This window comes from Pseudomonas sp. FFPRI_1 (assembly GCF_055384485.1).
Map to the genome: position 1 here is coordinate 1,681,652 of NZ_AP029168.1, position 13,268 is coordinate 1,694,919.

The 13,268-nt window shown below is 59.9% G+C and carries 13 protein-coding genes; all 13 read left to right on the plus strand.

Annotated elements, in window-relative coordinates:
- Positions 1-18 precede the first annotated feature (18 nt).
- The 13 genes from ACZ5BO_RS07545 to ACZ5BO_RS07605 all read left to right on the plus strand — a co-directional run bounded on the left by ACZ5BO_RS07545 (position 19) and on the right by ACZ5BO_RS07605 (position 13,268).
- Positions 19-702: a phage minor tail protein L gene (locus tag ACZ5BO_RS07545; RefSeq protein WP_464699038.1), complete on the plus strand. Its 684-nt coding sequence runs from the start codon at positions 19-21 to the stop codon at positions 700-702.
- 2 nt (positions 703-704) lie between these two features.
- Positions 705-1,481, plus strand: a complete 777-nt coding sequence (locus ACZ5BO_RS07550) for a C40 family peptidase (RefSeq protein WP_464699040.1) — start codon at positions 705-707, stop codon at positions 1,479-1,481.
- Between the two features lie 55 nt (positions 1,482-1,536).
- Entirely contained in the window at positions 1,537-2,169 is a 633-nt protein-coding gene (locus tag ACZ5BO_RS07555) for a tail assembly protein (protein ID WP_025127693.1), read from the plus strand.
- Positions 2,170-2,231: 62 nt separating this feature from the next.
- Positions 2,232-2,837, plus strand: coding sequence for a tail assembly protein (locus tag ACZ5BO_RS07560; protein WP_464699042.1), 606 nt, complete (start codon positions 2,232-2,234; stop codon positions 2,835-2,837).
- 60 nt (positions 2,838-2,897) lie between these two features.
- Positions 2,898-5,990 carry a TipJ family phage tail tip protein gene (locus ACZ5BO_RS07565; RefSeq protein WP_464699044.1) on the plus strand — a complete coding sequence of 1,031 codons (3,093 nt, stop codon included), beginning with the start codon at positions 2,898-2,900 and terminating at the stop codon, positions 5,988-5,990.
- 286 nt (positions 5,991-6,276) lie between these two features.
- Positions 6,277-6,996, plus strand: a complete 720-nt coding sequence (locus ACZ5BO_RS07570; RefSeq protein WP_464699046.1) for a hypothetical protein — start codon at positions 6,277-6,279, stop codon at positions 6,994-6,996.
- Between the two features lie 219 nt (positions 6,997-7,215).
- Positions 7,216-7,800, plus strand: a complete 585-nt coding sequence (locus ACZ5BO_RS07575) for a phage tail terminator protein (RefSeq protein ID WP_464699048.1) — start codon at positions 7,216-7,218, stop codon at positions 7,798-7,800.
- Positions 7,797-7,979, plus strand: a complete 183-nt coding sequence (locus tag ACZ5BO_RS07580; RefSeq protein ID WP_025127697.1) for a DUF2635 domain-containing protein — start codon at positions 7,797-7,799, stop codon at positions 7,977-7,979. The genes ACZ5BO_RS07575 and ACZ5BO_RS07580 overlap by 4 nt, the downstream gene beginning before the upstream one ends.
- On the plus strand, positions 7,979-9,475 hold the full coding sequence (locus ACZ5BO_RS07585) for a phage tail sheath subtilisin-like domain-containing protein (protein ID WP_464699050.1): 1,497 nt from the start codon (positions 7,979-7,981) through the stop codon (positions 9,473-9,475). The genes ACZ5BO_RS07580 and ACZ5BO_RS07585 overlap by 1 nt, the downstream gene beginning before the upstream one ends.
- Positions 9,476-9,541: 66 nt before the next feature.
- On the plus strand, positions 9,542-9,889 hold the full coding sequence (locus ACZ5BO_RS07590) for a phage tail tube protein (protein WP_464699052.1): 348 nt from the start codon (positions 9,542-9,544) through the stop codon (positions 9,887-9,889).
- Complete coding sequence (locus ACZ5BO_RS07595; protein WP_025127700.1) at positions 9,886-10,182, plus strand: phage tail assembly protein; 297 nt, start codon at positions 9,886-9,888, stop codon at positions 10,180-10,182. The genes ACZ5BO_RS07590 and ACZ5BO_RS07595 overlap by 4 nt, the downstream gene beginning before the upstream one ends.
- A 130-nt stretch (positions 10,183-10,312) precedes the next feature.
- The gene (locus ACZ5BO_RS07600) at positions 10,313-12,034 is read left to right on the plus strand and encodes a phage tail protein (protein WP_464699054.1); all 1,722 of its coding nucleotides are present in this window, start codon (positions 10,313-10,315) and stop codon (positions 12,032-12,034) included.
- On the plus strand, positions 12,024-13,268 hold the full coding sequence (locus ACZ5BO_RS07605; RefSeq protein ID WP_464699056.1) for a DNA circularization protein: 1,245 nt from the start codon (positions 12,024-12,026) through the stop codon (positions 13,266-13,268). Before ACZ5BO_RS07600 ends, ACZ5BO_RS07605 begins: the two co-directional genes overlap by 11 nt.

Sequence of the window (13,268 nt, forward strand, 5' to 3'; positions counted from 1 at the left end):
TTTGCCCGAGGAAACACCATGCCGATCACGGCCGATATCCAGACCCTGGAGCCAGGCGCGTGGGTGGAGCTTTTTGAGCTCGACGCCACCAGCCTCGGCGCCGAGCTTTATTGCTTTCACGGTTACCCCCAGCAGTCGTCGATCTTCTGGCAGGGGCTCGAGTATTCACCCTGGCCGATCCAGGCCGAGGGTTTTGAAATGACCGGCAAGGGTGCGCAGCCGACACCGACGCTGTCAGTCGGTAACGTCGGCGGTTTTATCACGGCCTTGGTGCTGTACTTCGAGGACCTGGTAGGGGCCCGGTTGATTCGTCACCGCACCCTCGGCAAGTACCTGGATGGCCAGCCGGAAGCCGACCCTGAAGAGGAGTTGCCACCGGATATCTGGTATGTCGAGCGCAAGTCTAGCGAAGACAACGAGGTGGTGAAGTTCGAACTGGCCAGCGCCCTGGACTTCAACGGCGTGCAACTGCCACGACGGCAGATTGTCGCCAACGTCTGCTGGTGGCTCAGCTGTGGCGGCTATCGCGGGCCGTACTGCGGGTATAACGGCGGCCCGGTGGCGGATCTCAATGATGTGATCGTCACCGATGCTGCCAAGGATAAATGCGGTGGGCGATTGAGCAGCTGCAAGCTGCGTTTCGGCGAAAACAATCCGTTGCCCTTCGGTTCATTCCCAGCGGCCGGGCTGCTACGGAGCTGACCATGAACAAAGCGAACCTGTCGGCCATCGAGCGCCATGCCCTGGCCGAGTATCCCAAGGAGTGTTGCGGGCTGCTGATCCGCGAGGGGCGCAAGCGGGTCTATGTGCCCTGTCGCAATACCGCTGCCACGCCCAGCGAGCATTTTCGCCTGGCGCCCGAGGATTACGCGGCGGCGGAAGAACGTGGCGAGGTACTGGCGGTGATCCACAGCCACCCGGATTACCCGCCGGCTCCCAGCGAGGCGGATAGAGTGGCCTGCGAGGCTTCGGGCCTGCCCTGGCACATCCTGGAGGTACGCAAGGACGATGCTGGCACCTTGCACAAGGGCGACTGGGCGAGCCTGGCACCCACCGGGTATCAAGCGCCGTTGATTGGCCGGGCCTTTGCCCATGGCATCCACGACTGCCTGAGCATCATCCTGGATTACTACCGTCGGGAGCTGGGTATCGAACTGGGCAGCTACCAGCGTGAAGACGGTTGGTGGGACAAGGGCGGCAATCTCTATCTGGAGCATTTGCCCCAGGCCGGATTCGAGCGGGTCAGTGATCTGCGCCAAGGGGATGTGGTGCTGATGCAGATCCGCTCGCCGGTGCCCAATCACGCAGCGATCTACCTGGCCGACGGCGTGCTCAAGAGCGAGCCGGAGCATTTCCCCGCACCGGGCTCGATCCTCCATCACCTCTATGGACGTGACAGCAAGCGCGACATCTATGGCGGTTACTGGGACGAGGTAACGGTCAGCATCTGGCGACATCGCCAGCTTATGGCGATGGCTTGAAGTGCATCGCCTTTCCTTGAGTTCAACCGAGGATCTTGTTCCCGGGAGTGATGTGATGAATCAGCAAAAAATCCGGGTCATCCGCCTCTACGGCACCCTGGGTGCACGTTTTGGCCGGGTGCACAGGCTGGCGGTCAGCAATGCCTCGGAAGCGGTAAGAGCCTTGTGCATCCTGATTCCGGGATTCGAGGCTTTCCTGATGGAGTCCAAGGACCGCGGATTGACCTACTCGCTGTTTCTGGGGCGCGACAATATCGGTCACGACCGTTTGAACGCGCCCAGTGGCAACAGCGATATCCGTATTGCGCCGGTCTTGATCGGCAGCAAGCGTTCAGGTGGGCTGCAAACGATCATTGGCGTCGCGTTGGTGGTGGCGGCTTCTTACTTCTCCGGTGGTGCGCTGGCTGCTGGAGGAACGTCGACATTTGTCGGTACCACGGGCACCACGGGGTGGACTATTGCCGCACAGATGGGCATCGCGATGGCCATGGGCGGGGTCATGCAGATGATGTCGCCGCAGCTCAAGGGGCTGGGAGCCATGGACCGTCCCGACAACCGCGCCAGCTACAGCTTCAATGGCGCGGTCAATACCAGTGCCCAGGGCAATCCGGTGGGGCTGCTGTACGGTCAGTTGACTGTGGGCAGTTCAGTGATCAGTGCTGGGATCTATGCACAGGATCAGCTGTGAACCACGCCACCCAATTTAGATGAAACCCGCCGATGCGGGTTTTTTATTGCCTGGAGAGACCCATGGGCTTGGCGATAGAGCAACAAAAAATGCAAACCGTGCTGTTGTCAGGCTCATTGGCACGTCTGTTTGGCCGTGAGCATCGAGTGACCACGGCAGGGGGCTTCAAGGATGTGATGAGCTATTTTCGGCAGTTTCCGGGCTTTGAACGTTACATGATGGGGAGTGCCGAGAAAGGGTTGCGGTTTGCCGTGTTCAAGGGGCGAGAGAACCTGGCCGAAGAAGACCTGGAGCGGCCTACCGGTAAGGAAACGATTCGCATTGTGCCGGTGATCTGCGGTTCTAAACGGGCTGGCGGCTTGCAAACCATCGTTGGTGCGGTACTGGTGGCGGCAGCATTTGTCTTGTCGTTTACCCCCCTGGCGGGATCTTCCCCGTTTCTTTATCAGATGGGGGCAGCCCTGATGATCGGCGGTGCAATGCAGATGCTGGCTCCTCAGGCCAAGGGGCTGGGTGCCCAGGACCGTCCGGAAAACAGTCCCAGCTACAGCTTCAATGGCCCAGCCAATACCAGTGCTCAGGGTAATCCAGTGGGTTTGCTGTACGGCCAATTGACTGTCGGCAGCGCGGTGATCAGCGCGGGCATCTACGCCCAAGACCAACTCTAAACACATCCGTCTTTCATCAGCCTGCCGTTGCGCGGGCCTTATTTCGCCTGAAGGAAAGTCATGACTGATCTCAATCTCGCTGGCAGCAAAGGCGGCGGCTCCAAGCCCCGTCCCTCCGTGGAGGCGCCAGACAGCCTGCAAAGCACGGCTTACGCTCGGATCCTCGACCTCGTCAGCGAAGGCGAGATCCTGGGCTTGAAGAACGGCAAGCGCTCGGTGTTTCTCAACGAGACGCCCCTGGCCAACGCCGACGGCAGCCTGAACTTCTCCGGGGTCACCCTTGATGTCCGCAATGGCAGCCAGGACCAGACCTACATCCCGGGATTTCCGGCGGTGGAAAACGAGTCTTCGGTGGCCGTTGAATTGCGCAGCGATCAGCCCTGGAGCAAGGCCATCACCAACCTGCAGTTGTCGGCGGTGCGCATTCGCCTGGCGGTCTCGCGGCTGGCGCAGACCAATACCAGCAACGGCGACACCAATGGCTATACGGTGCGCTATGCCATTGACCTCTCCACCGATGGCGGTGCCTTCGTGGAAGTGCTGCAAGCGGCCTTCAGTGGCAAGACCTCGAGCAAGTACGAGCGCTCCCATCGCGTTGACCTGCCGACGGCCACTGCCGGCTGGACGGTTCGTGTGCGGCGCCTGACGCCAAACTCCAGCAGCGGTGCTATTGCCGACACCACCAGCGTCGAGTCCATCACCGATGTGATCGATGCCAAGTTGCGCTACCCGGGTTCAGCGATCATCGGCCTGCAATTCGATGCGTCGCAGTTCCAATCCATTCCAACCCGTTCCTTCGAACTGCAGGGGCGGATCATTCGTGTGCCCAGCAACTACGACCCGCAGACCCGGATCTACAGCGGCGTCTGGGATGGCACCTTCAAGTCGGCCTGGACCGACAACCCGGCCTGGATCTACTACGACCTGCTGCTGCACCAGCGCTATGGTCTGGGGCATTTGCTCAACGCTGCCCAGGTCGACAAGTGGGAGCTGTACCGCATCGGTCAGTACTGCGACCAACCGGTCTCCGACGGCAAGGGCGGCACCGAGCCACGTTTCACCTGCAACCTCTACCTGTCGGTCCGCGCCGACGCCCTGAAAGTGCTGCAGGACCTGGCCACCACCTTCCGTGGCATGGCCTATTGGGGCGCCGGTTCGGTGATGGCCGTGGCCGATATGCCCGAAGATCCGGTGTACACCTACAGCAACGCCAACGTGGTTGATGGCAAGTTCGTCTACGGCGGCTCGGCGAAGAAAACCCGCTTCAGCGTGGCCCTGGTCAGTTGGAACGACCCGGCGGACTTCTACCGGCAGAAGGTGCAGTACGTCGATGACCCCGAAGGCATTGCCCGCTACGGCGTGCAACAGACCGAAATCACCGCCACCGGCTGCACCTCCCAGGCCCAGGCCCAGCGCATTGGCAAATGGGCGCTGCTGACCAACCGCCTGGAAACCGAAAGCGTGAGTTTCGCCGTGGGCCTGGATGGCACCCTGGCGCGTCCGGGGCAGATCATCCGGGTGGCGGATAACGACAGGGCAGGGCGCAGGATTGGCGGGCGACTGCGTTCTGCGACCTTGGATACCCTGGTGCTCGACGCCGATGTGAAGGCCTATCCGGGCGATACCGTCACCCTGATCATGTCCACTGGCAAGGCCATCTCGCGGGTGATCAAGTCGGTGGGGTATCCACTGACCTGGGACAGCACCGGGATCACCTGGGACAACGGCGACATAACCTTCGATACCACCGGCTTTCCTGCTGAAGTCCAGCGAGTGGTGCTGGAGAAGAAGCTGGAGGCGCTGCCGCCAGAGCAATCAATGTGGGCGATCGACTCGCCGACCTTGGCAGCCCAACAATTCCGGGTGCTGTCGGTGGCTGAAGACTTCAGCGATGACGCCATCAAATACAGCATCAGCGCGGTCAAGCACGTAGCCAGCAAGTTTGAGGCGATTGATAACGGCGCGCGGATCGAGCACCCCCCGGTGACGGTGATTCCGCCGAGTGTGCAGCGACCGCCGAGCAATGTGCGACTGAGCAATGATCACTTTGTCGACCAGGGCACCGCGGTCAGTGTCATGACCATTGAATGGGATCGACCTGAAAACGCAATTGCTTACGAGGTGTACTGGCGCAAGAACGAGGGTGAGTGGGTGTTCGCCGGGCGTACTGGCGCGACCTCGATTGAAGTCAGCGGGATCTATGCCGGTCGTTATGTGGCCAAGGTGCGAGCGATCAATTCGCTGGATATTGGTTCGGTGTTCGCGACTTCCACTGAGACCGTACTCAATGGCAAGACCACGCCCCCGCCGGTGGTGGCGTCGTTCACCGCCGAGTCGATTGTGTTTGGCATCAAGTTGAACTGGAGCATTCCAGCAGGCGTTGGCACTGCGGACCTGCAGCGAACCGAGATCTGGTACAGCCAGACCAATGATATTGGAACGGCTACCAAGTTTGGTGATTACGCCTATCCGCAGACGGACCTGACAATCATGGGCTTGGCTGCCGGCGTGCGGTTTTTCTTTTGGGCTCGTTTGGTGGATCGCATCGGTAACGTGGGAGCGTTCTTTGGGCCTGTGACGGGCCAGTCTTCGGCTGATGCTGGTCCGATTCTGGATTACCTCAATGACCAGATCACCGAGACTCAGTTGAGCCAGCACTTGCTGGAAAAGATCGACTCAGGCGGAGGCGCTCAGGTTGAAGTTGATGCGTTGAAAACCGAACTCGCAGCTATGTACTCGGTCAAGACCCAACTTACCGTTGACGGAACACCCTATTTGGCAGGTATTGGTGTTGGGGTTGAGAACAAGAAAGGTCACATTACTAGCCAAGTACTAATAGCGGCCAATCGATTTGCCGTGGTTGATCCGAACTCTAATAAAATCTACTCTCCATTCGTCATTCAAGATGGTGCTGCTTATATTGATACCGCTTTTATCAAGAGTGGGACAATTACGAATGCCATGATCGGTAAATATATTCAGTCGGATGACTTTGTTGAAAATGTGCAGGGTTGGCGTCTAGACAAGATGGGGAAACTTGAGTTTAACGGCTCGGTACCAGGTGGTGGACGCTTGATGGTAACGAATCGTGCAATCAAGGTTTTCGATCTTGCTGGGAAGATGCGTGTACAGATAGGAGACTTGAGCGCATGAGTTTCGGACTGGCGACATTTGACTCCCAAGGAACTCTCATAAATTCGATGACCGGTCGGGCTTTGCGTGTGGTAGAGCGATTCTCGGTTGGTCAGATTGAGGCCGGTAGCAAGTTGGTACCTGGGTATGGGCCTCATAATGCTTACGTTTACTCAATACCTAAAGGCCTTCCTGGGCAGGTAGGTGTTTCGGTCTATCTCTTGGATGGTCAAATCGTATGGAGCTATGCATGGTACTACCGACCAGCATATTTGTGTCCTAGTGAGTTGATTTTGGTGGTTAAATTATGAGCTTCGGAATAGTTATAAAAAATACTGATGGAGACATGCTGGTTGATTCTAAGTTTCTGAATTATTCATTGGCTACATCGGGAGTAACTGTTTGTGGCGTTGGTGTTACTGATATCAAGTTTTCTTTTTTGATAACTTCAAATAGTCCGCCTGTCATCTGTGCATCTCAATGGACAGGAGGCGGGAAAATCGGTGGGGTTACGGCTATTGGCGTACCAGGAGCATGGTCTGGTTTTTCGGTCCGTGTGAGAACCGCAGTCATCTCCTTGCAATGGCAGGTTTATGCTACAGACCTTCCTTATGGTGAACAATGGACCTTGTCAGTTTTCAACGAAGGCGGCAACAAAGTGTTTGATGCAGGCCGGCGGATGCTGACCTTTTCTGGAGAGGTTTCCGGAAAAACAACTGACTGGATGAGAGTCGGAGGAAGTCCATATGTTAATGGTCGTGATGATCTTTATCATTATAAGTTTAGTTCGGTGCAGAGCGGTCAGTATGTTGCTGTCGGAATTTTGCCTTACAGTTTTTTTGGAGTTGTAAATACCAATCGTGGGCAAGTTTCTGTTGTTACCGAAGTCGGCCTGGGCTGGGCATCTTCTGGAGTTCCTTCGTTGTATCTGGAATCTTTTATGGATGCTCCGTCCGGTATGTTTCAAAGTGGTATCCCTGGGGCGGTTTTTTATGATCTCCCAGCGATGCCAATTCTGAATATTTGAGCTTTTTTAAACCTGGTCAGATGTTTAGCTAGTTCGTTTGTTGGACTGCTGTCTGCTTTGAATAGGTGTTTCTCAGCCTTTGGCGGAAAGTATCACGACTAGTTTTCTCGGGAACTGACTGCTGGTTGCCGCAATTCAATTTGATCTGAGCCTATCTGATGGTTGAAATCACCATCCAGAACCTTTTCGCCAGATCCATCACAATTGGTGGAGTTTCACGTGAAGTCAACACCAGTCTTTAATCAACTGAAAGTTTGTTGTTCCAGCAATTTTAATTTGCTGATGGTCAGTATTGATCTGCCTACTCTTGAAGGTAGTGGTGCGCTGTTCCCCCCCTTAGCTTATGTCCTGCCCTTGGCCGATCGGGCGATTCGTAATACCACTCAAAACACTGCCGCTTTAACCATCCGCGACTGCTTCGAAGTCGTCCTGCTTCTCGACGCCACCAACCCACAACAAGCCCTGGACCAACTCCACGACCTGCGTGCTGAAGTCTGGCGCGCCCTGGTCGGCTTCAAGCCCGGTCCCGAATACAACCCGATCCAGTACGACGGCGGCGAACTGCTGTCCCTCGACGCCACCCGCCTGCTCTACCGCCTGCGCTTTTTCGCCGAGTTTCAACTGGGGCGCAACCTGCCCAGCCAGCCGGCGGAAACCTGGCATGAGCGTGAACTCGACGGCTTGCCGTCCTTTACCGGGGTCACGGTGCGGGTCGATGCCATCGATCCGGCGGACCCCAATCTGCAACGCCCGGGGCCCGACGGGCGCCTGGAGCTGACTTTCTCAGGAGAGCTGAAGCAATGAGCAAACGCATCATCGTGCTGCCGGTTGCCGGCCGTGCCGTACCCGATCCGCAAGCAGGCGATCTGCTGCCGGCAGAGGGCCGTGAAGTGCCAGACAACGCCTGGTGGCGCCGCCGCCTGGCCGATGGCGATATCACTAGCAAAGCCGTGAAAGCGGCGAAATCTCAAGGAGCCAAATAATGGCGATCGGTTTCAGCAATATCCCGGCGGACATCCGTGTGCCGCTGTTCTACGCCGAGATGGACAACTCGGCGGCCAATAGCGCGTCCTCGGCCATGCGCCGGCTGATCGTCGCCCAGGTCAACGACAACCAGGCTGGCGACGACCTTGGCAAACTGGTGCTGGTGTCCAGTGTGGCCCTGGCCAAGAGCATTGGTGGTCAGGGCTCGATGCTCGCCTCGATGTATGAAACCTGGCGCAAGACCGACCCGGTGGGCGAGATCTGGTGCCTGCCGCTGCACAGCACTGAAGGCAGCGTGGCCAAGGCCGAAGTGAAGATCACCGGCGCTGCCAGTGAAAGCGGCTTGCTCAACCTCTACGTTGGCGGTGTGCGGGTGCAGGCGTCCATCGTCAGCGGCGCCACTGCGGTCCAGGCGGCCAGCGCCCTGGCCTTGAAGGTCAACGCGGCGCTGGATCTGCCGGTGACTGCGACCGCCGTCGAGGGCACTGTGACCCTGAACGCCAAGTGGACCGGCGACAGCGGCAATGACATCAGCCTGCAGTTCAACCGCCTGGGCAAGAGCAACGGCGAACAGACTCCGGCGGGCCTGACCCTGGTGCTGGGCAAGATGGCCGGTGGCACCGGTGTACCGGATCAGGTCGCGGCGCTGGCCGCCCTGGGCGACGAGCCGTTCGAGTTCATCTGCATGCCCTGGACCGACACCGCCAGCCTGAATGCCTGGCAAGCCGTCATGGATGACAGCACCGGTCGCTGGTCCTGGGCCAAGCAGCTGTTCGGCCATGTCTACAGCGCCAAGCGCGGTACTGTCGGCACCCTGGTGGCGGCCGGCCAGGCGCGCAACGATCAGCACATCACCCTCCAGGCCCTGGAAAACGGCGTGCCGCAACCGGTGTGGGTCCAGGCCGCGGCCCTGGCGGCGCGGACCTCGGTGTTCATCTCCGCCGACGCCAGCCGCCCGACCCAGAGCGGCAGCCTGCCGGGCGTCGATCCGGCGCCGGCCAGCGAGCGTTTCACCCTCACCGAACGCCAGTCGCTGCTGAACTACGGCATCGCCACCGCCTACTACGAAGGCGGCTACATGCGCATTCAGCGGGCCATCACCACCTACCAAAAGAACGCCTACGGCCAGGCCGACAACTCCTACCTGGACAGCGAAACCATGCACCAGTCGGCGTTCATCGTGCGTCGCCTGCAAAGCGTGATCACCAGCAAGTACGGGCGCCACAAGCTGGCCGCCGACGGCACCCGCTTCGGCGCCGGCCAGCCGATCGTCACCCCGAGCACCATTCGCGGTGAGCTGATTGCCCAGTACGCCAAGCTGGAGCTGGAAGGCCATGTGGAGAACGCCGAGCTGTTCGCCGAGCACCTGATCGTCGAGCGCGACGTGCAGGACCCGAGCCGGGTCAACGTGCTGTTCCCTCCGGACTACATCAACGGCCTGCGGGTGTTCGCGCTGCTCAACCAGTTCCGCCTGCAGTACGACGCGGCGGCCTGAGCCGGACCTGCATCAATGCGCTTTTTCAGCCCGCCTTGAGCGGGCTTATTTTTTGGGAGAAACATCATGGGTCAACTGATCGCGGGCACCTGCTACGTCAAAGTGGACGGCGCTCAACTGACCATCAGCGGCGGCTGCGAAGCGCCGCTGATGGCCGTCAAGCGGGAAACCGTGGTTCCGGGTTTCTACAAGGAAACCGACCTCACCCCGTCGTTCAAAGTCACCGCGCTGCACACCCCGGACTTTCCGCTCAAGCAACTGATCGAAGGCGTCGACATGACCGTCACCTGCGAGTTCGCCAACGGCAAGGTCTACGTGCTGGCCGGCGCCTACCTGGTGGATGAGCCGGTGGCCAAGGGCGACGACGCCAGCATCGAGCTGAACTTCGAAGGGCAGAAGGGGACCTGGCAATGAGCAACCTGGTGAAGCTGCAGGTGCCCATCGAGGCCCACGGCGAGCCCCTGGCCGAACTCGCCCTGCGCCGCCCGACGGTGCAGGAAGTGCGGGCGATCAAGGCGCTGCCGTACAAGATCGACAAGAGCGAAGAGGTCAGCCTCGACATGGATGTCGCGGCCAAGTACATCGCGGTCTGTGCCGGCATTCCACCGTCCTCGGTGAACCAGCTGGACCTGGTGGACCTCAACGCCCTGAGCTGGGCGGTGGCGAGTTTTTTCATGAGTGCGGCATCGCAGCCATCGCCGACCTGATCGCTGTCGCCTATGACCTGGCCTGGTTCTGGAAGGTTGACCCCGAACAGATGATGGCCAGGCCACTGGATGTGCTCCGCGAATCCCTGGAGCACGCGCAACGGATCAATGCGATGCAGCAGGTGCAGTGATGGCAGACACACAAACCGTAGAGAAGAAGTCGGTGCTGTTGACCGGCATCGACGAACTGTCACCCAAACTGGTCGCCCTTCAAGGCAAGGTCGACTCTTTCAGGAAAAAACTTGAGCAGACCGGGCTGGGCAAGCTGGACATCAGCGGCCTGTTCAAGGGCGGCAGCCTGATCACCCCGTTTCTGGACGGGATCAAAGCCTGCGATGCGTTCAAGGGCAAGCTGACCGAGGTCGGCGATTCCAGTGCGCCGGCCGACGCGGCCAAAGGCATGAGTGTTTTCAGTCAGTCGATGGCCAAGGTGTCCTCGGCCATTGATGCTGCGCTGGTGCCGGCGGTGGGGGCGCTGGTGGTCGGCCTGGAGCCCATGCTCAACAGCGTGGGCACGCTGCTCGACGACAACCCGAAGCTGGTCGAAGGACTGGCGATGGGTGCCATCGCCTTCTCGGCGATGCAAACCGCCGTGACCGGGGCGACCCAGGTGCTCGACCTGATGGGCACTGTGACCAAGGCCAGCCCGGTGATGCTGATTGCCATGGGCATTGCTCTGGCCGCCGGGGTGATCATTGCCAACTGGACGCCGATCTCGGCCTTTTTTGTCAGCCTCTGGGAAGGTGTGAAGCGCTTTGCGGCGCAGGCGATGGAGGTGCTGAGCACCCTGTTCAGCTGGACGCCCCTGGGCATGCTGATTGGCAACTGGGGGGCGATCACGGCGTTCTTTGCCGGGCTCTGGGACAGTATCAAGGCGATGACGACCTCGGTGTTCGGCTTCCTCAAGGAGCTGTTCTCCTGGTCGCCTCTGGGGCTGATCATCGATAACTGGGCTGGACTGACGGGGCTGTTCGCCTCTATCTGGGAATCCCTCAAGGCCTTGACGGTGCCGGCGATGGCCTTTCTGAAAGGCCTGTTCGACTGGGTGCCGATGGACCTGATCACCCAGAGCTGGGGAGCTGTCAGCGGCTTCTTCGCGTCGATCTGGGCCGCATTGCAAACGGGCATTCAGGCGATCAAGACGGTGTTGCAGACGCTGTTCGACTTTTCCCCGTCGGTGCTGCTCTACAACAACTGGGGCGCGGTCACGGGCTTCTTCGGTTCGATCTGGGCGGCGCTGCAACCGGGTATCGACGGGGTCAAGAAGGTTCTGCAAACCCTGTTCGATTTTTCCCCGCTGGGGATGCTCTACAACAACTGGGGTACGGTCACGGGCTTTTTCAGTTCGGTCTGGGCCGAGCTGCAACCGGGTATCGACTCGATCAGGAAGGTTATCGAGGCGCTGTTCGACTGGTCGCCGATGGAGCTGATCATGACCCACTGGGCGCCCATCGCCGATTGGTTTTCCGGGCTGTGGAGCAAGCTTCAAGAACTGATGGTGCCGATCAAGGAGCTGTTCGAGGGCGGCTTCGGCGGGCTGATTGCCACTGTCACCGGCAAGGTCGAAGGCTTTACCGAGGCGCAAAAGCAGATCAATGCCGAGGGTACAGGCGGGCTGGCATCTCCTTTCGCCGCAACCAACGGCAGCTCACTGACCCAGAGCTCCAGTGCCCTGATCCAGCACAACGCCGCCAACAACCGCACCCAACTCGAAGGCGGTTTGACCCTGCGTTTCGAAAACGCCCCGGCTGGCCTGCGCGCCGAACAGGCCACGACCAATCAACCGGGTTTGAACATCGCTTCGACCCTGGGCTATCGCTCAATTTCCCTAGGAGGTTCCCATGGCGGATAACTGGCGTGATCGTTTGTTGCCCGCATCCTTTCGCGGCGTGCCCTTCTGGGTCGACCAGGCGAAAACCCCGGTGGGGCAAAAAGGCCAGTTGCATGAATACCCGCAGCGCGACCAGGCGTTTTTCGAAGGGCTGGGCCAGCAGGCGAAAGTCCATGACCTGACGGCCTTTATCGTCGGCAGCGATTGCCTGGAGCAGCGCGACCAGTTGCTCAAGGCCCTGGAGGAGGGCAGCGGCGAGCTGGTGCATCCGTGGCTTGGACGGATGCAGGTCAAGGTCGGCGAGTGCGAGATGACCCAGAGCCGCCAGGACGGCGGCCTGGTGACCTTCAGCCTGAAGTTCTACCCGGACCTGCCGCTGCGCTTTCCTTCGGCGGTGGTCAACACCCAACAGCAGGTGCTGGTGGCCAGCGATACCTTGCTGGGCTCGGCGCTGCTGCGTTTCGAGTTCGCCACCCACCTGATCAAGCAGGCGCGGATCGGCGTGGATTCGCTGCGCAAGGGATTGACCGAGGTGTACGCGGTGATCGAACACGAGTTCAAGCCGCTGATCGAGTTCTATGGCGACCTCAACACCCTGGTCAAGGCGGTCAAGGAAATACCCAAGGAGCTGAGCACGGAGTTCAAGGGGTTGCTGGAGGATGTGCGCGGGCTCAAGGATTTTGCCCGTACCGGCTATCGGCAGATGCTCGCCGATATTTCCCAGCAGGTGGAGGCGGCCAGGCGCATCGATGCACCGAAACTGACGACCGGCAAGGACACCACGGCGGCGGCCGAGGCGGTAGCGAACCTGGTCCAGGATGCGTTGCTGGTGCAGATCGCCCGGCTGGTGTCGGCCTTGCCGGTGGCCAACCCGGTGGTCAAGCTCAAGAGCACGCCGCCCCTGGCCCAGCAGGCCAGCCAGCCGGTGCAGCGCCTGGAGGTGCCGGTGGCCGACGATGTACTGGCCCTGCGCGATCAGCTCAACGAAGTGATCTGGCAAGCCGCGCTCAAGGCCGACCCGATGCATTACCAGGCGCTCAACACCTTGCGCCAGCAACTGCAGGGCCACCTCAATGCGGTGGCTTCGTCCGGGGTACGGCTGGTCAGTCTCAGCCCCAAAAGCAGTATGCCGGCGCTGGTCCTGGCCTATGAGCGGTTTGCCGATGCGACGCGGGTCGGTGAAGTGGTGCAGCGCAACCGGGTGGCCCATCCGGGCTTCCTGCCGCCGGCCGATCTGCAGATTGCGCGGGAGTGA

What these genes read in the sequence shown, in the direction of transcription:
- ACZ5BO_RS07545 (WP_464699038.1), top strand. Translation starts at nt 19, where the DNA reads ATGCCGATCACGGCCGATATCCAGACCCTGGAGCCAGGCGCGTGGGTG.
- ACZ5BO_RS07550 (WP_464699040.1), top strand. Translation starts at nt 705, where the DNA reads ATGAACAAAGCGAACCTGTCGGCCATCGAGCGCCATGCCCTGGCCGAG.
- ACZ5BO_RS07555 (WP_025127693.1), top strand. Translation starts at nt 1,537, where the DNA reads ATGAATCAGCAAAAAATCCGGGTCATCCGCCTCTACGGCACCCTGGGT.
- ACZ5BO_RS07560 (WP_464699042.1), top strand. Translation starts at nt 2,232, where the DNA reads ATGGGCTTGGCGATAGAGCAACAAAAAATGCAAACCGTGCTGTTGTCA.
- ACZ5BO_RS07565 (WP_464699044.1), top strand. Translation starts at nt 2,898, where the DNA reads ATGACTGATCTCAATCTCGCTGGCAGCAAAGGCGGCGGCTCCAAGCCC.
- ACZ5BO_RS07570 (WP_464699046.1), top strand. Translation starts at nt 6,277, where the DNA reads ATGAGCTTCGGAATAGTTATAAAAAATACTGATGGAGACATGCTGGTT.
- ACZ5BO_RS07580 (WP_025127697.1), top strand. Translation starts at nt 7,797, where the DNA reads ATGAGCAAACGCATCATCGTGCTGCCGGTTGCCGGCCGTGCCGTACCC.
- ACZ5BO_RS07585 (WP_464699050.1), top strand. Translation starts at nt 7,979, where the DNA reads ATGGCGATCGGTTTCAGCAATATCCCGGCGGACATCCGTGTGCCGCTG.
- ACZ5BO_RS07590 (WP_464699052.1), top strand. Translation starts at nt 9,542, where the DNA reads ATGGGTCAACTGATCGCGGGCACCTGCTACGTCAAAGTGGACGGCGCT.
- ACZ5BO_RS07595 (WP_025127700.1), top strand. Translation starts at nt 9,886, where the DNA reads ATGAGCAACCTGGTGAAGCTGCAGGTGCCCATCGAGGCCCACGGCGAG.
- ACZ5BO_RS07600 (WP_464699054.1), top strand. Translation starts at nt 10,313, where the DNA reads ATGGCAGACACACAAACCGTAGAGAAGAAGTCGGTGCTGTTGACCGGC.
- ACZ5BO_RS07605 (WP_464699056.1), top strand. Translation starts at nt 12,024, where the DNA reads ATGGCGGATAACTGGCGTGATCGTTTGTTGCCCGCATCCTTTCGCGGC.